At 57.4% G+C, this 23,436-nt stretch carries 19 protein-coding genes and 4 tRNA genes; 19 read left to right on the top strand and 4 right to left on the bottom strand.

Translation table 11 applies throughout. The features are described 5' to 3' along the window. Window positions 1–57: 57 nt before the first annotated feature. Together glnA and J0X15_RS04985 are read right to left on the bottom strand one after the other, a co-directional pair. Window positions 58–1,467 carry a type I glutamate--ammonia ligase gene (glnA, locus tag J0X15_RS04990; RefSeq protein WP_206938675.1) on the bottom strand — a complete coding sequence of 470 codons (1,410 nt, stop codon included), beginning with the start codon at window positions 1,465–1,467 and terminating at the stop codon, window positions 58–60. Window positions 1,468–1,610: 143 nt separating this feature from the next. Next, on the bottom strand, window positions 1,611–1,949 hold the full coding sequence (locus J0X15_RS04985; RefSeq protein WP_149891990.1) for a P-II family nitrogen regulator: 339 nt from the start codon (window positions 1,947–1,949) through the stop codon (window positions 1,611–1,613). A 686-nt stretch (window positions 1,950–2,635) separates the two neighbouring features. On the opposite strand from J0X15_RS04985, the gene J0X15_RS04980 reads away from it, so the two are divergent. The 8 genes from J0X15_RS04980 (at window position 2,636) to J0X15_RS04945 (ending at window position 12,290) form a co-directional block, all read left to right on the top strand. Then, window positions 2,636–4,228: an NAD(P)H-hydrate dehydratase gene (locus J0X15_RS04980; protein ID WP_206938673.1), complete on the top strand. Its 1,593-nt coding sequence runs from the start codon at window positions 2,636–2,638 to the stop codon at window positions 4,226–4,228. A 156-nt stretch (window positions 4,229–4,384) separates the two neighbouring features. Beyond that, window positions 4,385–4,469 (top strand) — tRNA-Leu (locus tag J0X15_RS04975). A 321-nt stretch (window positions 4,470–4,790) separates the two neighbouring features. Further along, a complete protein-coding gene (gene tig, locus J0X15_RS04970; RefSeq protein WP_206938671.1) occupies window positions 4,791–6,143 on the top strand; it encodes a trigger factor in 1,353 nt (450 codons plus the stop codon). Window positions 6,144–6,364: 221 nt separating this feature from the next. Next, complete coding sequence (clpP, locus tag J0X15_RS04965) at window positions 6,365–7,000, top strand: ATP-dependent Clp endopeptidase proteolytic subunit ClpP (RefSeq protein ID WP_206938669.1); 636 nt, start codon at window positions 6,365–6,367, stop codon at window positions 6,998–7,000. Between the two features lie 342 nt (window positions 7,001–7,342). Next, window positions 7,343–8,608: an ATP-dependent Clp protease ATP-binding subunit ClpX gene (gene clpX, locus J0X15_RS04960; RefSeq protein ID WP_206938667.1), complete on the top strand. Its 1,266-nt coding sequence runs from the start codon at window positions 7,343–7,345 to the stop codon at window positions 8,606–8,608. 357 nt (window positions 8,609–8,965) lie between these two features. Then, entirely contained in the window at window positions 8,966–11,398 is a 2,433-nt protein-coding gene (gene lon / locus J0X15_RS04955; protein WP_206938664.1) for an endopeptidase La, read from the top strand. 187 nt (window positions 11,399–11,585) lie between these two features. Next, window positions 11,586–11,861, top strand: a complete 276-nt coding sequence (locus J0X15_RS04950; RefSeq protein ID WP_206938663.1) for an HU family DNA-binding protein — start codon at window positions 11,586–11,588, stop codon at window positions 11,859–11,861. A 353-nt stretch (window positions 11,862–12,214) separates the two neighbouring features. Next, a tRNA-Val gene (locus J0X15_RS04945) sits at window positions 12,215–12,290 on the top strand. Window positions 12,291–12,405: 115 nt separating this feature from the next. Here J0X15_RS04945 and J0X15_RS04940 read toward each other — a convergent pair. Together J0X15_RS04940 and J0X15_RS04935 are read right to left on the bottom strand one after the other, a co-directional pair. Then, the gene (locus J0X15_RS04940; RefSeq protein WP_206938662.1) at window positions 12,406–12,699 is read right to left on the bottom strand and encodes a hypothetical protein; all 294 of its coding nucleotides are present in this window, start codon (window positions 12,697–12,699) and stop codon (window positions 12,406–12,408) included. 133 nt (window positions 12,700–12,832) lie between these two features. Beyond that, window positions 12,833–13,474, bottom strand: a complete 642-nt coding sequence (locus tag J0X15_RS04935; protein WP_206938661.1) for a helix-turn-helix transcriptional regulator — start codon at window positions 13,472–13,474, stop codon at window positions 12,833–12,835. Between the two features lie 479 nt (window positions 13,475–13,953). On the opposite strand from J0X15_RS04935, the gene J0X15_RS04930 reads away from it, so the two are divergent. The 11 genes from J0X15_RS04930 to nuoG all read left to right on the top strand — a co-directional run bounded on the left by J0X15_RS04930 (window position 13,954) and on the right by nuoG (window position 23,428). Next, window positions 13,954–14,030 (top strand) — tRNA-Asp (locus J0X15_RS04930). Window positions 14,031–14,103: 73 nt separating this feature from the next. Beyond that, window positions 14,104–14,180 (top strand) — tRNA-Asp (locus tag J0X15_RS04925). Between the two features lie 798 nt (window positions 14,181–14,978). Then, entirely contained in the window at window positions 14,979–15,344 is a 366-nt protein-coding gene (locus tag J0X15_RS04920; protein ID WP_206938660.1) for an NADH-quinone oxidoreductase subunit A, read from the top strand. After that, on the top strand, window positions 15,335–15,913 hold the full coding sequence (locus tag J0X15_RS04915; RefSeq protein ID WP_206938659.1) for a NuoB/complex I 20 kDa subunit family protein: 579 nt from the start codon (window positions 15,335–15,337) through the stop codon (window positions 15,911–15,913). Before J0X15_RS04920 ends, J0X15_RS04915 begins: the two co-directional genes overlap by 10 nt. Window positions 15,914–16,035: 122 nt before the next feature. After that, window positions 16,036–16,635 (top strand): NADH-quinone oxidoreductase subunit C, encoded by a 600-nt coding sequence (locus J0X15_RS04910; protein ID WP_206938658.1) that lies wholly within the window; start codon window positions 16,036–16,038, stop codon window positions 16,633–16,635. Between the two features lie 11 nt (window positions 16,636–16,646). Next, entirely contained in the window at window positions 16,647–17,081 is a 435-nt protein-coding gene (locus J0X15_RS04905) for a GFA family protein (RefSeq protein WP_206938657.1), read from the top strand. Continuing rightward, window positions 17,074–18,258, top strand: coding sequence for an NADH-quinone oxidoreductase subunit D (locus tag J0X15_RS04900; protein WP_206938655.1), 1,185 nt, complete (start codon window positions 17,074–17,076; stop codon window positions 18,256–18,258). Before J0X15_RS04905 ends, J0X15_RS04900 begins: the two co-directional genes overlap by 8 nt. 81 nt (window positions 18,259–18,339) lie before the next feature. Continuing rightward, entirely contained in the window at window positions 18,340–19,668 is a 1,329-nt protein-coding gene (nuoE, locus tag J0X15_RS04895; protein WP_206938653.1) for an NADH-quinone oxidoreductase subunit NuoE, read from the top strand. A gap of 9 nt (window positions 19,669–19,677) precedes the next feature. Next, window positions 19,678–20,979: an NADH-quinone oxidoreductase subunit NuoF gene (gene nuoF, locus J0X15_RS04890; protein WP_206938651.1), complete on the top strand. Its 1,302-nt coding sequence runs from the start codon at window positions 19,678–19,680 to the stop codon at window positions 20,977–20,979. A 5-nt stretch (window positions 20,980–20,984) separates the two neighbouring features. After that, on the top strand, window positions 20,985–21,335 hold the full coding sequence (locus J0X15_RS04885; RefSeq protein ID WP_206938650.1) for a pentapeptide repeat-containing protein: 351 nt from the start codon (window positions 20,985–20,987) through the stop codon (window positions 21,333–21,335). Further along, window positions 21,332–23,428, top strand: coding sequence for an NADH-quinone oxidoreductase subunit NuoG (nuoG, locus tag J0X15_RS04880; protein ID WP_206938649.1), 2,097 nt, complete (start codon window positions 21,332–21,334; stop codon window positions 23,426–23,428). The genes J0X15_RS04885 and nuoG overlap by 4 nt, the downstream gene beginning before the upstream one ends. The last annotated feature ends 8 nt before the right edge of the window (window positions 23,429–23,436 follow it).

Here is a 23,436-nt window from a genome sequence, read left to right as displayed (position 1 = left end):
ATGAAAAAGGCCGGGCGTTGAGCCCGGCCTTTCGCATGTCTGAAATCGCGCGAGCGATTAGACGGAGTAGTACATGTCGAATTCGACCGGATGCGGCGTCATTTCATAACGCTCAACTTCTTCCATCTTGACTTCGATGTAAGCGTCTATCTGGTCGTCGTCGAACACGCCACCGGCTTTCAGGAATTCACGGTCCGCATCAACGGCTTCGAGAGCTTCGCGCAGGGTGCGGCAGACGGTTGGGATCTCAGCGAGTTCCTCGGCCGGCAGGTCGTACAGGTTCTTGTCCATGGCTTCGCCCGGATGGATCTTGTTCTTGATACCATCAAGACCAGCCATCAGAAGAGCGGAGAAGCAGAGGTACGGGTTCGCGGACGGATCCGGGAAGCGAACTTCAACGCGCTTTGCCTTCGGGTTGGAAGAGAACGGAATACGGCAGGAAGCCGAACGGTTACGCGAGGAGTAAGCCAGCAGAACCGGTGCTTCGTAACCCGGGACCAGACGCTTGTAAGAGTTGGTCGATGGGTTGGTGAAGGCGTTCAGGGCCTTGGCATGCTTCAGAACACCGCCGATGAAGAACAGGCAGTTTTCAGAAAGGTCAGCATACTGGTTGCCGGCAAAAGTCGGCTTGCCGTCTTTCCAGATCGACAGGTGACAGTGCATGCCCGTGCCGTTGTCGCCGAAGACCGGCTTCGGCATGAATGTGGTTGTCTTGCCGTAAGCGTTGGCAACCTGGTGAACCACATACTTGTAGATCTGCATGTGATCGGCGCAGGTGGTCAGCGTGGTGAACTTCATGCCGAGCTCGTGCTGAGCGGCAGCCACTTCGTGGTGGTGCTTTTCAGTGGAGACGCCCATGTCTGCCATGATGGACAGCATTTCAGAACGAATGTCCTGGGCGCTGTCGATCGGCGGGACGGGGAAGTAGCCGCCCTTGGTGCGCGGGCGGTGGCCCATGTTGCCGGTGTCGTATTCAGCAGCCATGTTGGACGGCAGTTCGGAGCTGTCCAGCTCGAAACCGGTCTGATACGGGTCAGCCGAGAAGCGAACGTCGTCGAACATGAAGAATTCGGCTTCCGGACCAACGAAGATGGTGTCGCCGAAACCGCCGGACTTGACGTAGGCTTCTGCCTTCTTGGCGGTCATGCGCGGATCGCGGTTGTAGGCTTCGCCTGTTACCGGATCGATGATGTCGCAGAAGATCGCCAGAGTGGTCTGAGCGAAGAACGGGTCGATGTGTGCGGATGCCGGATCCAGCACCATCATCATGTCGGACTCGTTGATGGCCTTCCAGCCTGCGATCGAGGAACCGTCAAAGGCTGTACCTTCGGCGAACATGTCCTCATCGACCAGCGCAATGTCAAACGTGACGTGCTGCATCTTGCCGCGCGGATCGGTGAAGCGCAGGTCAACGAACTTTACGTCCTTGTCCTTGATCAGTTTAAGGACTTCAGAGGCAGTGGTCATACTGTCCATCCCTTTAGTTTGTTTACTCAGTTTGGGTTCGTCCCGATCCGGTCACTTCTGGTCGCCTCCTAGAGAGGCTCGTGAAAGCAGCGACAGATCGAAAGGCTAAGGCGGCGCCGGGAAGGGCCGCAAATTGTTCAAGATCAGATAGCGTCCACGCCGGTTTCGCCGGTACGGATACGAACTGCTTCTTCGATGTTGGAGACGAAGATCTTGCCGTCGCCGATGCGACCGGTCTGCGCTGCTGAACGAATGGCTTCAACAGCCTGTTCAACAAGATTTTCCGTCAGGACGATCTCGACCTTCACCTTGGGAAGGAAGTCGACAACGTACTCGGCGCCGCGATAGAGCTCGGTATGCCCCTTCTGGCGGCCAAATCCTTTGGCTTCCGTAACGGTGATGCCCTGGAGGCCGACCTCCTGGAGAGCTTCCTTCACTTCGTCCAATTTGAAGGGCTTAATGATCGCTTCGATCTTTTTCATCACCTTCTGTCTCTCTCCGGTTTGTTTGGCCCGTGTTGTGGTGTCGGCCTGTTTTTATTGGCCTGAGTGTGGATGCAGCGCAGCAGGTGAGCAAGTAAGTCGCCGCCGCTGTTTCATGCCCCACACCCTGAAGCACAAGTCGTGCCAAACGATGGTAGTGCTATGTCCGATGCCAACAAACAGGCAATAAGCCGAATTTTGACAAGGGGCAAATGTTCATGGACAGGCAATACGGCTTAATGAATGAGCAAATGATGAAAAAAAGAGCATAATATAGACCAATTCAACAGCGCGTCCGGTGTCCACTTGCTGCGAGAATAAGCGGCTTGGGGCCTCTTTGGGAAGGCGAAATGGCCAAACGTCTGGCGTCGCTTCGAATCGTTGCAGGGGTATTTGAGGCGCAACATCGTCTATGGCTGTCTGCAAATAATGTTGGTGACAAATTCTCTCGGGCGTTCAGTGGGGTCTGAACCTGGAGCATCGTGCCAAGGTGCGAGAGCTTTGCCTTGAGACAATCGCGCATTTTCTTTCGCCGGGCAGCATCTTTTATGCGGTGCGAACCGTTGGGCTAAGGTCTGGTGGCCTCTCTGGCGGCCAGTCTGGACACACAGGCGGCTCATGAAAGACCGGCGTGTCGGAGAACTGCGAAGGCTGAGCGTAAAACCAACGGAACTTCTGGAGAGCAAATGACCCACGAGATTTTGACATCCGAAGAGATGGCGAAAGCCGACCTGCTGGCCATTGAACGCGGTGTCGCGGGGTTGGAACTCATGGAGTGCGCCGGAAAGGCTGTTGCAGATTCTGCGGCGCAGATGTGCCGACGCGATGACCTCATCCTGATCGTCTGCGGACCTGGTAACAACGGAGGAGATGGTTTCGTTGCTGCCCGATTGCTCCGAGAACAGGGATGGTCGGTAACGGTGCTTTGCCTGAAGCCGCCCGCTGCGTTGAGGGGAGATGCGGCGAGTGCCTTCGCATCGATGCCGGGCGAGTGGCAAGAGATTAGTGCCCTTGAAGATTTTGGCGGAGCGCTCGGGTCGGCGGGGCTGGTGATTGATGCGCTGTTTGGCGCCGGGCTTGATCGTCCACTCAGTGGACTGGCAGCCGACATCGTCGGTGCTGTCAATGCGGCAGAGGTCCCGGTTCTCAGTGTTGATCTGCCATCGGGCCTGAACGGCACGACGGGGCGGGTCGCCTCGGATGACGCGTCACAGGGCTGTGCCATAGAGGCCGATGCGACGGTGACCTTCTTTCGCAAGAAGCCGGGGCATCTTCTTTGCCCCGGCAGAGATCTTTGCGGCACGGTCTTTCTGGCGGATATCGGGATTCCGGAAGAGGTGCTGGAGGAAATCGGATCGGGATTGTGGGAAAATGGGCCCGGCGTCTGGCTGGAAACCTGGAAACCGCCGTCCGTCTCCGGACACAAATATGGGCGCGGTCATGCCGTGGTTTTTTCCGGAGGGGCTACCACCTCCGGGGCAGCCCGGCTTTCTGCCATGGCGGCTTTGCGCTCCGGGGCCGGTCTGGTCACCATGGCATCGCCGCCCTCTGCCATTCTGGTGAATGCCTGCCATCTGACTGCCGTCATGCTGAAGTCGATCCGAGCTCCCAATGGGGGCGGGGGCGAGGACAGAGAAGAGAGCGAGGGTGGGTGCGGCGTGGACGCGCTGCTGAAGGATGAGCGCCTGAATGCCTTTCTGCTTGGGCCGGGGTTCGGGGTGGGTGAACGCGCCAGAACGTATGTGCACGCCATCCTGGATGCGGGGCGTCAGCTGGTTCTGGATGCGGACGGGCTGACAAGCTTTGCCGAGGATCCGGAGGACCTGTTCACCGTCATCCGTCAGGGGCACGTGTTGAGTGAACGTGTCGGGGAAGGTGAGGGCGATACGGTCCTGACCCCGCACGACGGCGAGTTTTCCCGGCTGTTTCCGCGCTTGGCCGATCTGCCCAAGCTGCAACGCGTGCGCGAAGCGGCTTTGCTGAGCGGTGCGGTTGTCGTTCTGAAGGGAGCGGACACGGTGATTGCCGCGCCAGACGGGCGTGCAGTGATCAACAGCAATGGCTCGCCGTGGTTGGCCACGGCTGGCACTGGCGACGTTCTGGCCGGGATCATCTGTGGATTATTGGCGCAGAGGGTGCCAGCCTTTGAGGCTGCCTGCATGGCGGTCTGGCTGCATGGTGCTGCCGCATCGTCCTTCGGTCCCGGGCTGATTGCCGAAGATCTGGCGGGGGAGTTGCCCGCAGTGTTCCGGCAGCTTCTGGCGCGGGGGCCTGAATGATCTGGGCTTCCGGGCAAGTTCGTGTGTGGAAGTTTCCAGCAGAGGCATCCAATGCTGTGACAGTTGGGGGTTGTTGTCGATTTTTCCTTTGACGCATAAAAACACGGTGTTATAGAGGCCGCGCTCCGGTGCGAGGATACATGTCCCTCGGAGCACGCGGATGTGGTGAAATTGGCAGACACGCCAGATTTAGGTTCTGGTGCCGCAAGGCGTGGGGGTTCAAGTCCCTCCATCCGCACCATAAGTTTTTTCACGATTGCTGATTAAGTGCTGACAGCTTCTGTCAGGTGCCTGCTGTGGCATCGAATTTCGCCGATTGAAAGTCCTGCTTCCTGCATTCAAATTGAGAGGAGGGGCAAGGTCAAAGCGGCGGGTAACACTTGACACTCCCCAAGACACCCTTTATCGCGCTCCCATCGTGCGCCTTACTGTTTAGGCGTGGTGTTGCTTGTCTGATCGCCTTCCTTGCGCAAGTGGGGAGCGGGCGCCGGGCGGCACCAAACGAGTAATTTATAACAAGCATCCGGAACGGATCGTTCCAGACCGAGGACGAAGCAAACCCATGCAGGTAACCGAAACCCTCAATGAGGGCCTTAAGCGCGAGCTGAAAATCGAAATTCCGGCCGGTGAGCTGGCGACCAAGCTCGACACTTACCTCGAAGATATGAAGTCCAAGGTGCGCATCAACGGCTTCCGCCCGGGCAAGGTTCCTGCTGCGCATCTGAAGAAAATGCATGGTCGTCAGGCCATGGCTGAAATCCTCTCCAACGAGATCCAGGCGTCTTCCCAGAAGGCCATGGAAGATCGTTCGGAGCGTCCGGCTCTGACGCCGGAAATCGACCTTCCGGACGAAGAAGCTGAAAAGATTCTCGCCGGCGCAGCCGATCTGTCCTTCAAGATGTCTTACGACGTGCTGCCTGAGTTCGACATTGTCGACTTCAAGGGCATCGCCATCGAGCGTCCGGTTGTTGAAGTGACCGAAGACGAAGTCGACGCGCAGATCGCCGAAATTGCCAAGAGCAATGCTCCGTTCGACGCCAAGGACGGTGTTGCTGAAGACGGTGACCGCGTCACCATGTCTTACCTCGGCAAGCTCGATGGCGAGCCTTTCGAAGGCGGCGCAGACGAAAACGGCCAGCTGGTTCTCGGCTCCGGTCAGTTCATCCCGGGCTTTGAAGAGCAGCTCGTTGGTGTGAAAGCTGGCGACGAGAAGGTCATCGAAGTGACTTTCCCGGAAGAGTACGCAGCCGCTCATCTGGCCGCCAAGACTGTGACCTTTGACGTTGTCGTCAAGGAAATCGGTGCTCCGGGCGAAGCCAAGATCGACGACGATTTTGCCAAGAACCTCGGCCTTGAGTCCCTCGACAAGCTGAAGGAAATCATCCGCGGCCAGATCGAAGGCCAGCACGGTACGATGACCCGTCAGCGCGTCAAGCGTCAGCTTCTCGATGCTCTCGACGAGCATTACTCCTTTGATCTTCCGGAAGGCCTTTTGAACGGTGAGTTCGAAACCGTCTGGCGTCAGGTCGAAGAAGACATGAAGCGCAACGAAAAGACCTTCGAAGACGAAGACACCACGGAAGAAGAAGCGAAGGCGGAGTACCGCAAGATCGCTGAACGTCGTGTGCGTCTCGGCCTGGTGCTTTCCGAAATCGGCGAGAAGAACTCCATCCAGGTCACCGACGAGGAAATGCAGCGCGCTCTTTATGACCGTGTGCGTCAGTTCCCGGGTCAGGAGCAGCAGGTGTTCGAATTCTACAAGAACAACCAGCAGGCTCTCGCATCCCTGCGCGCACCGATCTACGAAGAGAAGGTCGTTGACTACATTCTCGAGCTGGCCAATGTCACGGACAAATCCGTGACCAAGGACGAGCTTGAAAAGCTTGTTGCCGAAGATGAAGAAGAAAACGCCTAATTACGCGTTTTCCAGAAAAAACCACCGGATGCGGCCTGAGGCTTAACTTTGCCTTCACGCCGCATCTGGCAAGGCTTTTAGAACAGGGCGACATCTCCTATGTATGGAGTGTCGCTTTTTTCGAGTCAGGTCCTAAGGTGGTTAGACGTGTTACCTTGTGATCTGTGTCTCGCCGGATTGCCAAGCCGCAGTTCGGCCCTCTCAAGAATAATGGATGAGGTATGAAGGATCCTGTCGATATCTACATGAACACTCTCGTTCCGATGGTCGTCGAGCAGACGAACCGCGGCGAGCGGGCCTTCGATATCTATTCGCGTCTTCTCAAAGAGCGGATTATTTTTCTGACCGGTCCGGTCGAAGATCATGTAGCAACCCTGATCTGTGCTCAGCTTCTGTTCCTGGAATCTGAGAACCCGAGCAAGGAAATCGCGCTCTACATCAACTCGCCGGGTGGCCTCGTGACATCTGGTCTGGCGATCTACGACACGATGCAGTTCATCCGTCCGGCCGTCTCAACTCTCTGCATCGGCCAGGCAGCCTCCATGGGCTCTCTGTTGCTGGCTGCAGGTGAGAAGGATATGCGGTTCTCGCTGCCGAACGCCCGGGTGATGGTGCATCAGCCGTCCGGTGGTTTCCGTGGTCAGGCAGCCGACATCATGCTTCATGCTCAGGAAATCCTGAAAATGAAGCGTCGTCTGAATGAAATCTACGTGAAACACACCGGTCAGACACTGGACTCGGTTGAAGAAGCGCTCGAGCGCGATAACTTCATGACTGCGGACACGGCGAAAGAATTCGGAATCATCGATAGCGTGATTCACGACCGTGCCAGCCTTGCTGACGAAGTCGCCAAGTAAGCGAATAAACTGTGATAACAGGTCCCGGGCGGGTTTCTGCCCGGTGACTGCCTCAAGCCGGAAAGATCTCCTTCAAGCTGTGCTTAAACGGGAGATCTTGGGTGTTTTCCAGAGGATAGGCTCTGGATAGCGCGTTGCGGGGGAACCCGTTGCCGGCAAATGGACCGTAGTTTTTACATCCGCCTTAAACCTATATTGATTTTTAAGGGCGAAGCATGGTCCCATTGGGACCGAGATGACGATACAATCGGTCCAGATCGGAACTTTCGGGTCAATTGCCTTAATTTGGCTCGATCTGGATTGATAAGGGGGCTTTCTCCTTACAAACGCGGGGTTGAATAGATGACAAAGGCCAGCGGCAGCGACTCCAAGAACACGCTTTACTGCTCGTTCTGCGGTAAAAGCCAACACGAAGTGCGCAAGCTGATCGCCGGCCCGACTGTTTTCATTTGCGATGAATGTGTCGAGCTGTGCATGGACATCATTCGCGAGGAAAACAAGTCTTCGCTGGTGAAGTCCCGGGACGGGATCCCGACTCCTCAGGAAATCCGCAATGTTCTCGATGATTACGTCATCGGCCAGAACAGCGCGAAGAAAGTCCTGTCGGTCGCCGTTCATAACCACTACAAGCGCCTGAACCATGCGTCGAAAAACAACGACGTTGAACTGGCGAAATCCAACATTCTCCTGGTCGGCCCGACCGGTTGCGGCAAGACGCTTCTTGCTCAGACCCTGGCGCGCATTCTTGATGTGCCCTTCACGATGGCTGACGCGACCACACTGACCGAAGCGGGTTATGTGGGCGAGGACGTGGAAAATATCATTCTGAAGCTTCTGCAGTCTGCCGACTACAACGTCGAACGTGCGCAGCGCGGCATCGTCTATATCGATGAGATCGACAAGATCAGCCGCAAGGCCGACAATCCGTCGATCACACGCGATGTGTCCGGTGAAGGTGTGCAGCAGGCCTTGCTGAAGATCATGGAAGGTACCGTGGCTTCGGTGCCGCCGCAGGGCGGCCGCAAGCATCCGCAGCAGGAATTCCTGCAGGTGGACACCACGAACATGCTGTTCATCTGTGGTGGAGCGTTCGCCGGCCTCGACAAGATCATTTCTGATCGTGGCACCAAGACTTCCATCGGCTTCAAGGCTCAGGTCAGTGCGCCGGAAGATCGCCGTATCGGCGAGTTGTTCTCCGCGCTGGAGCCGGAAGATTTGCTGAAGTTCGGTCTTATCCCGGAATTCGTAGGCCGCTTGCCGGTGATCGCGACCCTGGAAGATCTGGACGAGGCTGCGCTGATCACGATCCTGACGGAGCCAAAGAACGCTCTGGTCAAGCAGTACCAGCGTCTTTTCGAGATGGAACAGGTCGAACTGTCCTTCCATGAAGACGCGCTTATGGCCATTGCCAACAAGGCGATCGACCGCAAGACCGGGGCCCGTGGCCTGCGCTCCATTCTGGAGTCGATCCTGCTCGACACCATGTATGAGCTGCCGGGCCTGAAGGGTGTCAAGGAAGTGGTGATTTCTCCGGAAGTGGTGAAAGGCGAGGCACGCCCGCTTTACATCTACGAAGACCGGGAAGAAAGCTCAGCCACGAGCGCTTGATGACATTGCAAGGGCTTCAGGATGACGATTCCGTTCGGCGTCTCGGGTCCGCAAAAAAACAAAAATGCCGCTCTGAACAAGGGCGGCATTTTTTCGTCTAAACAGTGCAAAACCCTAGTTTTCCACTGTCCGAAAGGTTCTGGGCACCCTTTCTGAAAGTGTCTTCTTCCGCGTCTTGACAGGGGCGGGTGGGGTGTCCACCTATTAGAACGACAGTGACGGCTAAGCAGTTCGGATTACGCCCAATCGGGGTGATGCGAACTGGCCATGGTGGACCCTCCCGTCCGCGAGCCGTCGGCAAAATTCCCTGGCAGCCTGATTGAAGGGGGCCAAGGGAGCGCAATGAAAGGAAAGAAAATGAGCGACCAGGAAATCGGTTCTGAAGAAACCGGCACCGGCTCAGTCTATCCGGTACTACCGCTGCGGGATATTGTTGTCTTTCCGCACATGATCGTACCGTTGTTCGTGGGGCGCGAAAAGTCGATCCGCGCACTCGAAGAGGTGATGACCACCGACAAGCATATCCTTCTGGCGACCCAGAAGAATGCTGCGGATGATGATCCCGATTCTGATGAGATTTATGAGGTCGGTACTCTTGCAACCGTGCTGCAGCTGCTGAAGCTGCCGGACAACACGGTCAAGGTCCTGGTGGAAGGTGGCGCGCGCGCGCGCATTGACCAGTATTCCGAGCGCACCGATTATTACGAAGCCACAGCGACGGTTCTGCCGGAAACTGATAGTGACAATATCGAAGTTGAAGCTCTGGCCCGGTCTGTAATTGCCGAGTTCGAGAACTATGTGAAACTGAATAAAAAGGTTTCACCGGAAGTTCTCGGCGCGGTCAACCAGATCGAGGATTACTCCAAGCTGGCCGATACGGTTGCCTCCCATCTGGCGGTCAAGATTCCCGAGAAGCAGGAAATCCTCGGCGTTGTGTCCGTTGCAGAGCGCCTTGAACGCGTTCTGGGCATGATGGAGAGTGAAATCTCCGTCCTGCAGGTCGAAAAGCGTATCCGCTCGCGCGTTAAGCGCCAGATGGAGAAGACCCAGCGCGAGTACTATCTGAATGAACAGATGAAGGCCATTCAGAAGGAGCTGGGCGACAGCGAAGATGGCCGCGACGAAGTCGCCGAGTTGGAAGAAAAGATCAAGGCAACCAAGCTCTCCAAGGAAGCTCGCGAGCGGGCAACTGCCGAGATCAAGAAGTTGAAGCAGATGAGCCCGATGTCGGCGGAAGCCACCGTGGTGCGCAACTACCTCGACTGGCTTGTCGGCATTCCGTGGAACAAGAAGAGCAAGGTCAAGCACGATCTGGAGTTTGCCGAGAAGGTGCTCGATACGGACCACTATGGCCTGGAGAAGGTCAAGGAGCGTATCGTCGAGTATCTGGCAGTCCAGAAGCGGGCGAACAAGCTCAAAGGCCCGATCCTGTGTCTCGTTGGCCCCCCCGGCGTCGGCAAGACCTCGCTCGGCAAGTCCATCGCCAAGGCGACAGGGCGTGAATTCGTCCGGATCTCTCTGGGCGGCGTTCGCGACGAAGCGGAAATCCGCGGTCATCGGCGCACTTACATCGGCTCCATGCCGGGCAAGGTGATCCAGTCGATGAAGAAGGCGAAGAAGTCCAATCCGCTCTTCCTTCTCGATGAGATCGACAAGATGGGCCAGGACTTCCGCGGCGATCCGTCGTCAGCTCTGCTGGAGGTGCTTGATCCGGAACAGAACTCGACGTTCATGGACCACTACCTTGAGGTCGAATACGACCTGTCGGACGTGATGTTCGTGACGACGGCCAATACGCTCAACATCCCGGCTCCTTTGATGGACCGTATGGAGCTGATCCGCATTGCCGGTTACACCGAGCAGGAGAAGGTGGAAATTTGCCGCCGTCACCTGATCGTCAAAGCGGCGAGGGATCACGGGCTCAAGGACGGCGAGTTCTCCGTCACCGAGGAAGCGCTGCAGTTCGTGGTGCGTCGCTATACCCGTGAAGCGGGGGTGCGTAACCTTGAGCGGGAATTGGCAACGCTGGCCCGTAAGTCGGTCAAGGATATCCTGATGAGCGACAAGGTGGCCGTTGAGGTCACGCCTGAAGTCGTCGAGGAATACCTGGGCGTACCGCGGTATCGCTACGGCGAGGCGGAGATGGAAGATCAGGTTGGTGTCGTGACTGGCCTGGCCTGGACGGAAGTTGGTGGTGAATTGTTGACCATCGAAGGCGTGATGATGCCGGGCAAGGGCAAGATGACCGTCACCGGTAACCTCAAGGACGTGATGAAGGAATCCATTTCGGCTGCGGCATCTTACGTTCGCTCCCGGGCTGTGGACTTCGGCATCGAGCCACCGCTGTTCGACAGGCGGGATATCCACGTGCACGTGCCTGAAGGTGCGACGCCGAAGGACGGTCCGTCTGCCGGTATCGCGATGGCTACCGCTGTCATCTCCACGCTGACAGGCATTCCGGTGCGCCGTGACGTTGCCATGACGGGTGAAATCACCTTGCGCGGTCGCGTGCTGCCTATCGGTGGGCTGAAGGAAAAGCTGCTGGCCGCACTGCGCGGTGGCATCAAGACCGTGATGATCCCGGAAGACAACGCCAAGGATCTGACGGATCTGCCGGATGCAGTGAAGAACTCGCTGGAGATCATTCCGGTCTCGGGCATGGAAGAAGTTCTGAAGGTCGCGCTGGTTCGTGTGCCTGATGCCATCGAGTGGGACGTTGCTGCAGCGGATGCTGCGGCCGCAAAGGCTCGTCGGCCGGATGACGATTCTGCCGGCTTCGTGGCCCACTAGGTCTTCATTACCGCAATGCGACATTGGAAACCCCCGCCTTTTGCGGGGGTTTTTCTTTTGGAAATGTAAAAAATCGGCAGTTTTCCGCCAAAAATGGCTTGCGTTTCATGCGATTTCGCCCGACTTTCCGGCAACGGCGCCGGCGAGAATCGTCGGCCATCTGCCGTTTCTTAGAAAGGTATGTGCTATGAACAAGAACGATCTGATCGCAGCCGTTGCAGAGAAGACCGGCCTCACCAAAGCTCAGGCTGGCGAGGCTGTTGACGCAACGTTCGACACCGTGACGGAAACCCTGAAGGGCGGCGACGAAGTTCGCATCATCGGTTTTGGCAATTTCACCGTTTCTGAACGTGCTGCTACCGAAGGCCGTAACCCGCGCACCGGTGACACCATTCAGATCCCGGCTTCCAAAACGCCGAAGTTCAAGGCTGGCAAAGGCCTGAAGGACGCGGTCAACGCGTAAGAATTCAAGTCTGTTTTAACAAGACGGCTTCAAAGGCTCTGCAGGCTACCTGCAGAGCCTTTTTCATTTGGAATTGATATCGGGCGCAAATACGTCCTGAAGCTGCCTGACGGGCTTTAATTTGATCCTGGAGACAAATTTGCTTTGGTGATGCAGATGCCTTTGCCGGCAACTGTCGGTTTGCAGAAAATTCTGATCAGGCAAAAAGTATGAAACCCACGGATATCATGGAGTTTTTCAGCTTTTGTGTGTGGAAATCCACAGGCTTGTGAATTCTGATAAAAGAGGCTCTTGCCAAGTCTGCGCTTAACGCCTAAAAGGCACCCACCGCGGCGCTGAACAGCGTGGCAAGCGGGCGATTAGCTCAGTTGGTAGAGCGCCTCGTTTACACCGAGGATGTCGGGAGTTCGAGTCTCTCATCGCCCACCATTCCCCCCTTTAAAGTTTTGAACAACAGACACCAGTCTTCCGGATGGAGTGCCATCAGGGACGGGGTTTTTCTGCGTTGCGCCTGCGTTATAAGTTCGGCGTGCGGCGATGCTTTTTAAAGTTTTGAGAGAAGCAGGTTGTCGATCAGCCGTTCGGTCACATCCTGGTAAATTCCGATGAGCGACTGGTCGAGTGACTCGAGAACGGGGATGTTGCTGTTTGCAGCTGACTGCAGGGGTCCAACCGAAGGGGCGGTCGGCGCGTCGGCGGCTTTGAAGCCCAGCTCGGTGAGGACGGCGCTCAGGAGGCGGCTTGCGAGCTCAGGCCGGTTCATGCTTGTCACGATGCCGCTGTCGGCCAGCGCCTTGAAATGCTTTTCTGCCAGCTTGGAAATTTCCTGGACATCCATGCGTTGGCCCTTGCCTTGACTGGTGATTCAATGAACTCGGCAGATTTCACGCTGAAAAAGTGAAAATAGACCTTAGGTGATCCGGTAAAATTTCCGATAAAGGCATGATTGTCGGGTCGGGGGACGTTTCACCCTATCCAACAAGCTCGTTCGTAATGGCGAGGGCGACCAGGTGGGTCACGTTGCGTGCCCCATATTTGGCTTTCAGTGACTGGATTCGATGCTCAATGGCGCGGCGGCTGAGGTTGAGTTGCGGTGCAATCTCTTTTGGCTGCTCGCCCATCATCAGGCATTTCAGAATATCGGCTTCGGCTTCTGTAAGTTGCGGCCGGATCTCGGGGATGGGCAGGATCAGGCGGGGCCAGACAATGGCGACGAGCCAGAGGGCGCGCTGCGGTGCCGAGCACTTCTGAGGCAAAATGACTCTGTCGTAGATGTAATAGCGGTCGACGGCTTTGGCCGACACGCAGTCGATCACCGGGTGCCCCGTGTCGCGTGCTTCCATAAATGCCGGGAAGACATTTGCCTCGACATAGGCTTGATCCGGATGATCGCCCATTCGGGTTGCGCCACGCCGCCGCTGATCGGTTTTTTCGACAATATTCTGGAGAACAAAGTCCTCCTTCTTGTCAAAATCTACATTCAAGCGATGGAGGTTAATCCCGGGAGGCTGAGTTAGTGGGAGCAGCTTCAGGATGAGGGAGTCCGAATTGCTGCCCTCTTCTTCCTGAGACCATATGTCGAGGGCATTTCTTGATAAACTAATGAAGTCCATCTCTATCCGGATCCAAATGTAGTCTGAAAAAATTTGTCGATGCGTACATTGTCTGAGTCTTTAGTCGCTGTACAAACAAAGGTTGTATTCGTAAAGGCGGTCGCGCGGACTTCTGGGCAGAACTGTCTCAAATGACTGGGTATTCCGCTCACGACCGGGGCGCGGCAATGGGCGTTCGGCGTGGGGGATGACGGGGAATAGCGAGGGGGGTGTTGTTTTCTTGCGGGTTTTTGCCCTGTCGAGAATGCTTATGTGGATAAGTTGCGGAAAAATGGAATGTCCGGATTTCAAAAACTGCAGTTTTCCGAAGAGGCGGCGGGCATTATCCACAAATCGACTGAGCCGGAATGCCGCGAAAATGCTTGGGTTTGGGAAAGTTTCGCAAAAACGTCATTTGGGCTTTGACGGGGTGCTTGACTTCGTACGTTCGGCGCCGTACATCGGCGTCACTCCACGGCGACAACGCGTCGCCAACGGAAGCGGGTGTAGCTCAGTTGGTTAGAGTGCCGGCCTGTCACGCCGGAGGTCGCGGGTTCGAGTCCCGTCACTCGCGCCACTTTGTCTTGGTCATTGTGTGACAGCAATGACCGCTTAAAGGTGAAGCGGCGCAAACATATACCGTAAAGTGTGCGGGTGTAGCTCAGTTGGTTAGAGTGCCGGCCTGTCACGCCGGAGGTCGCGGGTTCGAGTCCCGTCACTCGCGCCACTTACGGTTCCCAGACGAGATTCCGAAAAATCAAAAAACTCCATTAACTCCAAGGCTTGGCCTCTGGGGTTAAAGTTGTTTGTTATTTCATGCGTTGCAAGCGACGCGGATGCGAGCGTTTCAGCACCGGCAATCTCATCTGGTTTTTAGGGGCCTTGCAGGCGATCTCGAGCGGCTGCGGGCAGGGCGCCTGGCAAGGCTTGTTCGGTCCTTCCTATGTGCGTTTCGATGCGGGGCTTCAGGGCGACCTCCAGGACGTGATCTGGTCCTGGCTTGCTCGCCTCAACCTTCGCAAATTCCATTCCCCGACCTCTCCTTTGTCGATCTCTTTTGTCTGTTCCGGTGCCTTCAGGCGTCCTTCAACAGGCAGTGTGTTGTGGTCGGAAGTGCTTCTTGGGATGTCTGGTGTTTCTGTCAATTTCTGATTATGATACTCAACAATAAGGGGAATTTCCTCGAGCACCAGATTCCCGAAACCGATTTTCACGATTCAGCTCTGCGCCCATGCCGTCAAATAGGCAAAAGCCCCAATGCTGGCCGGACAGTTTTGCACCGCTTGCCACGCGTCGAAACGGCGGGAATGCAGCGGCTTGGCGGTGTCGCGGCGAAAGCTGGACTTTTCTTTGACCCTATAGGGCCTTGCGTTGCATTATCGCGTGGGCTAAGCGTGCCTTCGCATGCTAACCGATTTTAACGGTTGGTGGGTTTGGCCCCTGGCGCAGGATACGTGCTGCCATCGGTTGAGCTCGCAAGGCCGGATCTCCTCCCGATCCGCCCTCACTGCAAGGACGCGAAGACATGGAAGATCTATTGCGGGAATATGTCCCGATCGTCGTCTTCATCGGCATAGCGCTGGTGATTGGGCTGGCGTTGCTCATTTCCCCGTTCCTTCTGGCCTACCGAAATCCGGATCCGGAAAAGCTCTCCGCTTATGAGTGCGGTTTCAACGCTTTCGACGATGCGCGTATGAAATTCGATATTCGCTTCTATCTCGTCTCGATCCTGTTCATCATCTTTGATCTGGAAGTGGCGTTTCTGTTTCCGTGGTCGGTTCAGTTCGGCAGTCTCGGCTGGTTCGGGTTCTGGTCGATGATGGTCTTCCTCGGCGTTCTGACGATCGGCTTCATCTACGAATGGAAAAAGGGAGCGCTGGAATGGGATTGACCTCAACCGGTCCGCTCATCGCGGAAAGCCCGAAGGGCATCATTGACCCGAACACCGGTCGCCCGGTGGGCAGTGATGATCCGTTCTTCCTGGAAATCAACGACGAGCTGGCCGACAAGGGGTTTCTCGTCACCTCCACGGATGCGCTGATCCAGTGGGCCCGGACAGGCTCCCTGATGTGGATGACCTTTGGTCTTGCCTGCTGCGCAGTGGAAATGATCCAGGTCTCCATGCCGCATTACGATATCGAGCGCTTCGGCACTGCGCCGCGTGCGTCTCCGCGTCAGTCTGACGTGATGATCGTGGCTGGCACATTGACCAACAAGATGGCTCCGGCGCTTCGTAAGGTCTATGACCAGATGCCCGAGCCACGCTATGTGATCTCGATGGGATCCTGTGCCAACGGTGGCGGCTACTATCACTATTCTTATTCGGTGGTGCGCGGTTGCGACCGCATCGTGCCCGTCGACATCTACATCCCGGGCTGTCCTCCGACAGCCGAGGCACTTCTGTACGGCGTCTTGATGCTGCAAAAGAAGATCCGCCGCACGGGTACGATCGAACGATAGGCCCGATCGGCGGGCGTCGGCCCGTCAGAACGGCATGCGCCGGGTGAGGAGGAGCTCACCCTGGACAATTCGGGCGAACTTCCGGTTCGCCTCTGGGCTCCAACGGAGTGAGGGATACACGAATGGACGAGACGCTGAAGGATCTGGCCGAGCATATCACGCTGTCGCTCGGCAGCGCCGTTCTTTCCTCGAGTGTTGAATATGGCGAGTTGACGTTGGAAGTAGGCATCTCGGATGTCCTCGAAGCCGTGCGTTTTCTGCGCGACAACTCCTCGTGCAAGTTCGTCAACATCACCGACTTGTGCGGCGTCGACTATCCGTCGCGCGACAAGCGGTTCGATGTTGTCTATCACTTTCTTTCTCCCATGCAGAACCAGCGCATCCGCATAAAGGTTGCAACCGATGACGACACGCCGGTGCCCTCGATCACCGGGCTGTTTCCGGGCGCTGAATGGTTCGAGCGTGAAGCCTACGACATGTACGGCATCCTGTTTTCCGGGCACCCGGATCTGCGCCGCATTCTGACGGACTATGGTTTCGACGGCTTCCCGCTGCGCAAGGACTTCCCCGTGACCGGGTATGTCGAGCTGCGTTACGATGATGAGAAGAAACGGGTTGTCTATGAGCCGGTTCGCCTCAATCAGGAAATGCGCAATTTTGATTTTCTCTCGCCATGGGAAGGCACAGACTATGTGCTGCCAGGCGATGAGAAGGCGAGTTGAGGGGAGCCGATATGCCGAGTGAACTTTCCGGCAGCTGCATGTGTGGCGCAATCCGGTTTAAGGCGACCCCGAACACGGACGAGATGGGCCTGTGCCACTGCGAAATGTGTCGCAAGTGGAGCGGTGGCGTGTATATGGCGGTTGCCTGCGGCACGAGTGTTCAGGTTGAAGACGAGACCTCGCTGGGTGTCTACAAGTCCTCCGACTACGGTGAGCGCGTGTTCTGCAAGACCTGCGGTTCGACGCTGATGTGGCGGCTTCAGGACGGATCACACAGTTCGGTGTCTGCCCAGGCCTTTGACGACCCGGCCCAATTCCGACTGACAAGCGAAATCTTCGTTGACGAACAGCCTGCAAACTACAGTTTCGCCAACGACACCCAGAAGATGACCGGCGCCGAGGTATTTGCTCTCTACGCCCCGAAACAGGACCCTCAACATGGCTGAGGCTCAGGTTAGAAATTTCAACATCAACTTCGGTCCCCAGCACCCGGCGGCGCACGGCGTGCTACGGCTTGTGCTGGAGCTGGATGGCGAGGTGTGTACACGCATCGATCCGCATATCGGCCTGCTGCACCGCGGCACCGAAAAGCTGATCGAGCAGAAGACCTATCTTCAGGCCGTGCCGTATTTCGACCGTCTCGATTATGTGGCGCCAATGAACCAGGAGCATGCATTCGCTCTTGGCGTGGAAAAGCTGCTCGGCATCACTGTGCCGATGCGCGGCCAGTTGCTGCGCGTGCTGTTTTCCGAAATGGGCCGCCTGCTGTCGCATCTGCTCAACATCACGACCCAGGCGATGGACGTTGGTGCGCTGACCCCGCCGTTGTGGGGCTTTGAGCCACGCGAAGAGCTGATGGTGTTTTATGAGCGCGCGTCCGGCGCCCGGATGCACGCCGCGTATTTCCGTCCTGGAGGTGTTCATCAGGATGTGCCGCGCAAGCTTCTGGATGACATCTGGGACTTCTGCGACCCGTTCCTGCTGCGTCTCGACGATATCGAGACGCTTTTGACCGGTAACCGTATCTTCAAGCAGCGCAACGTCGATATCGGCGTCGTGTCTCTGGATGATGCCTGGGCCTGGGGCTTTTCCGGCGTGATGGTTCGCGGATCGGGTGCTGCATGGGATTTGCGCAAGTCGCAGCCTTATGAGTGCTATGCGGATCTCGACTTCGACATTCCGGTCGGGAAGAACGGCGACTGTTATGACCGCTATCTCATCCGTGTGGAAGAGATGCGCCAGTCAGTGCGGATCATGAAGCAGTGCCTGGAAAAGCTGACCGTGGAAACCGGTCCAGTTTCCTCCACTGATGGCAAGATCGTTCCACCGAAGCGCGGTGAGATGAAGCGGTCGATGGAAGCGCTGATCCATCACTTCAAACTCTACACCGAAGGCTACCACGTGCCGGAAGGCGAAGTTTACGCCGCCGTGGAAGCGCCGAAGGGCGAGTTCGGCGTCTATCTTGTTTCTGATGGCACCAACAAGCCCTACCGCTGCAAGATCAAGGCACCCGGCTACGCTCATTTGCAGGCAATGGACTTTCTGTGTCGTGGCCACCAGCTGGCAGACGTTTCTGCGGTGCTGGGTTCGCTCGACATCGTGTTCGGTGAGGTCGATCGCTGATGGTCGCTCTCATCCTTTCGAAAATGACCCTGGCAGCCGAATGCGCGGCTCCGGTCAACGTGACAGAACGGGGATAACACCATGGCGGTTCGCAGACTTGCCGCGGAACAACCTGAAAGTTTCGAGTTCACGCCGGAAAACCTGGCCTGGGCGCACAAGGTTATCAACCGCTATCCGGCGGGCCGTCAGGCCTCTGCTGTCATTCCGCTGCTGTGGCGTGCCCAGGAGCAGCATGAGGGCTGGGTCACGGAGCCAGCCATCCGCTATATCGCTGCGCTGCTCGACATGCCGCATATTCGAGTGTTGGAAGTCGCGACCTTCTACACGATGTTCCAGCTGCAGCCGGTGGGCAAAAAAGCTCACATCCAGGTGTGCGGAACAACTCCTTGTATGCTGCGCGGGGCAGGCGACCTGATCAAGATCTGTCAGAGCCGCATTGCCGCCCACATGCATGAGATCTCCGAAGATGGTGATTTCTCCTGGGAAGAAGTCGAGTGCCTTGGGGCGTGTGTGAACGCGCCGATGGTTCAGATCTTCAAGGACACCTACGAAGATCTGACGGAAGAGACCTTCAATACGCTGCTCGACAACATCGAAGCTGGCAACGAAGTGACACCGGGGCCGCAGAACGGTCGGCGTTTTGGTATGGCCGAAGGTGGTCAGACTACGCTGACGGAGATCGATGACAATACCAGGGGCGTGCTGCCGCAGCCACTGGTCGTCAACGGATCCGAGCCGATCTCGCATCATTTCGCGGGTGCTGCCATCAACACCGGCGGCAAGGACTATGACGGTGTGCCAACGCCGGCAGAAGATGCTGTCGCCAAGGTGGTTCAGGCGCATGCTGCCAAGATGACCGAGGAAGAGCATAACGCCAAGCCGAAGTCTCCGGACACGGCAGCGGCGAAGGAAGCCGAAGCCAAGGCAAGTTCTCCGGCTGCGAAAGATCAGAACAAGGGCAAGCCGGATGCCGGCGGACGTCCCGAAGTTGAGGTCGCGCGCTCCGGTGGCGAAAAGACCAGCTCTGACGACAAGACAAAGCCCGGGACTGCTGCGCCAGCTAAAGCAGTTGCGACCAAAACCGAACCTGCTGAAGACGCGACAGAAGAGCAGAAGCCGGAGTTGTTGCAGGCCCCTGCAGACGGCAAGGCCGATGATCTGAAGCAGCTGAAGGGCGTTGGGCCGAAACTGGAAGCGACGCTGAACGAGATGGGGATCTACCACTTCTCGCAGATCGCCGCCTGGGGCCCGGCAGAAGTTGTCTGGGTTGACAGCCGATTGAAATTCAAGGGCCGTATCGAACGGGATGGCTGGATCGACCAGTCCAAGATCCTTGCCGAAGGCGGTGAAACCGAGTTCTCAAAGCGCGTCGCCAAGGGCGAAGTTGCTTCCAGCAAGAACGAAGGATAGGAGATCGATATGCTGAAGGATCAGGATCGCATCTTCACCAATATCTACGGTCTGCACGACTGGGGTCTTGAAGGCGCGCAAAAGCGTGGGCACTGGGATGGCACCAAAGGTCTGATCGAGAAAGGCCGGAGCTGGATCATCGACGAGATGAAGGCTTCCGGGTTGCGCGGTCGCGGCGGTGCAGGCTTTCCGACCGGCCTCAAGTGGTCCTTCATGCCGAAGGAATCCGACGGTCGTCCGGCTTACCTCGTGGTCAATGCCGATGAATCCGAGCCAGGCACCTGCAAGGACCGTGAAATTCTGCGCCATGACCCGCATACGCTGGTCGAGGGCTGTCTTCTTGCCGGATATGCGATGAACGCGATTGCCGCTTACATTTATGTGCGTGGCGAGTTCATCCGTGAACGTGAGCGGCTTCAGGCTGCGATCGACCAGGCCTATGATGCCGGCCTGATCGGCAAGAACAACAAGAACGGCTACGATTTCGACATCTACGTTCACCACGGTGCCGGCGCCTACATCTGTGGCGAGGAAACGGCTCTGCTGGAAAGCCTGGAAGGCAAGAAGGGCCAGCCGCGCCTGAAGCCTCCGTTCCCGGCGAACGTTGGTCTTTATGGCTGCCCGACGACAGTGAACAATGTTGAGTCCATCGCAGTGGCGCCGACAATCCTGCGCCGTGGCGGTGCCTGGTTCTCCGGTCTCGGGACGCCGAACAATACCGGCACGAAGCTCTTCTGCGTATCCGGTCACGTCAATCAGCCCGCGACGTTCGAGGAAGAACTCGGCATGCCGTTCGGCGAAATGATGGACCGGCACTGCGGCGGCATTCGCGGTGGGTACGAAAATTTGCTGGCGGTGATTCCGGGCGGGTCTTCGGTACCGTGCCTGACAGCGGAGCAGATCAAGGACACACCGATGGACTTCGACAGTCTGCGCGGGCTCGGCTCCGGCCTCGGCACGGCAGCGGTCATCGTCATGGACAAGTCGACCGACATCATCAAGGCCATTGCCCGCATCAGCTACTTCTACAAGCATGAGAGCTGCGGCCAGTGTACGCCGTGCCGCGAAGGCACCGGCTGGATGTGGCGTGTCATGGAACGCATGGTGAAGGGCCAGTCGTCTCGCGAAGAAATCGACATGCTGTTCAACGTGACCAAGCAGGTCGAGGGCCACACAATCTGCGCGCTTGGCGACGCAGCGGCCTGGCCAATCCAAGGCTTGATCAAGAATTTCCGACCAGTCATCGAACAGCGTATCGATGATTACATCGCCAAGCCGAAAGCGGCTCCGGTGATGGTCGCGGCGGAGTAAGGGGCGTGAAGATCCGCAAGGAAAAACATCAGATGGACGTCGTTGAGAGTGATCTCTCTGCCTCATCCCTTCTGGACGTGAGCCTTGCGGGCTGCGCCTTTGAGAACGTGAATTTGTCTGGTGGCAGCTACAAGGACGTGAACATGTCCGGCGGCAGCTTTCAGAACGTGAATATGTCCGGCTGGGTCTTGAATGATCTCAACCTGGCTGGGCTCAAGATCGAGAACGCCAATCTTGCAGGCGCGCAGATTTCCGACTGTAACCTGCATGGCATGACGATTGATGGAATTGAGGTGACGGCACTTCTGGACGCCTATCAGGCCAAGGAAGAATGTCGCGAGGATAGCAGCCAATGACGAAGCTGATCATCGACGGCAATGAAGTTGAAGTCCCGTCGGACTTCACTGTGCTTCAGGCGTGTGAGGCAGCCGGCGCCGAGGTGCCGCGCTTCTGCTACCACGAGCGCCTGTCCATTGCTGGCAACTGTCGCATGTGCCTGGTGGAAGTGAAGGGCGGACCGCCCAAGCCGACCGCCTCCTGTGCCATGTCGGTTCGGGACTTGCGACCGGGCCCCAACGGTGAACCGCCAGTTGTGGAAACCAAGAGCCCGATGGTCAAAAAGGCCAGAGAAGGTGTGATGGAGTTTCTCCTGATCAACCATCCGCTGGATTGCCCGATCTGCGACCAGGGTGGCGAATGCGATCTGCAGGATCAGGCGATGGCCTATGGTGTCGATGGCACGCGCTTTCATGAAAACAAGCGTGCCGTTGAAAACAAGGAAATCGGGCCGCTGATCAAGACGATCATGACCCGCTGCATCCATTGCACCCGCTGCGTTCGTTTTACCACGGAAGTCTGCGGCGTGACGGATATGGGGCTCATCGGTCGCGGTGAAGATGCCGAAATCACCACCTATCTGGAGGCCGCGCTGTCGTCCGAGATGCAGGGCAATGTTGCCGACCTGTGTCCGGTTGGAGCGCTGACCCACAAGCCTTACGAATTCCAGGCACGTCCCTGGGAGCTGGTGAAAACCGAAAGTGTCGACGTGATGGATGCTGTCGGATCAGCCATCCGGGTCGACACTCGAGGCAAGGAAGTCATGCGTGTTCTGCCGCGTCTCAACGAGGCGGTGAACGAGGAATGGCTTTCCGACAAGTCCCGCTACATCTGGGACGGGCTGCGCACCCAGCGTCTCGACAAGCCTTACGCCAAGATCGACGGTCGTCTGCAGCCAGTGTCCTGGTCTCAGGCGTTCCAGATCATCGCCGACAAGCTCAAGGACACGGACGGAGCGCGCATTGGCGCGATTGCCGGTGACCTTGCCACGGTTGAGGAAATGTATGCCCTGAAGGGTCTGATGACCTCCCTCGGCTCGACCAACATCGACTGTCGTCAGGACGGTGCCAAGCTGCATCCGGACAACGGCCGCTCCAGCTACACCTTCAATTCCACGATTGAGGGGATTGAAGAGGCAGACGCGGTTCTGATCATTGGCTCGAACCCGCGCTTCGAGGCTCCGGTGCTGAATGCCCGGATCCGCAAGCAGTGGCGCAAGGGGGGACTGAAGGTCGGTGTTATCGGTCAGGCGGCCGACCTGACTTATGAAACCACGTATCTGGGTGCTGGCACTGACACGCTGCGCGATCTGATTGCTGGAAAGAACAGCTTCCTCGACGTGCTGAAGGCCGCCAAGAAGCCTATGATCATCGTCGGTCAGGGGGCTCTGGCCCGTGTCGATGGTGCGTCTATCCTGGGGCATGCGGCCAAGCTTGCCCAGTCTGTGGGTGCAATCAGCGCTGACTGGAATGGCTTCAACGTTCTGCACACTGCCGCCAGCCGCGTCGGTGGCCTGGATATCGGTTTCGTTCCCGGTGAAGGCGGCAAGTCGGTTCTCGACATGCAGCATGCCGGCGAAAACGGTGAGCTGGATGCCGTCTTCCTGCTGGGAGCCGACGAGATGGACATGGGCGCTTTCGCCCAGACGTTCACCGTCTACATCGGCACCCACGGCGACCGTGGCGCACATACAGCCGATGTGATCCTGCCTGGGGCGACCTACACGGAGAAGTCCGGTATCTACGTCAATACGGAAGGCCGGGTTCAGGTGGCAAACCGCGCCGGGTTCCCGGTTGGTGATGCGCGCGACGACTGGGCCATCCTTCGGGCACTTTCTGCGGTTCTCGGACAGCAGCTGCCGTTCGACAGCTTGACCGAGCTGCGTGCCAAGCTAGGGCAGGATCATCCGCACCTTCTCACCATTGACGGCATCGAACCGGTGGTGGACGGCGAGCTGGACAATCTGGCCAAGCTGGCAGGCAATCTCGAAGCGGCAGGCTTTGCCAACGCCGTCAACGAATTCTATCTCACGAACCCGATCGCACGGGCCTCCAAGACGATGGCGGAATGTTCCGCTCTCGCCAAGGCGCGCGCGGCCGAAGCTGCGGAATAAGGGCAGGG

It is taken from the genome of Roseibium limicola (assembly GCF_017313085.1).
GTDB lineage: Bacteria > Pseudomonadota > Alphaproteobacteria > Rhizobiales > Stappiaceae > Roseibium > Roseibium limicola.
Note: the sequence above shows the minus strand (reverse complement) of the source record. Positions and strands in the feature narration are given on the sequence as shown.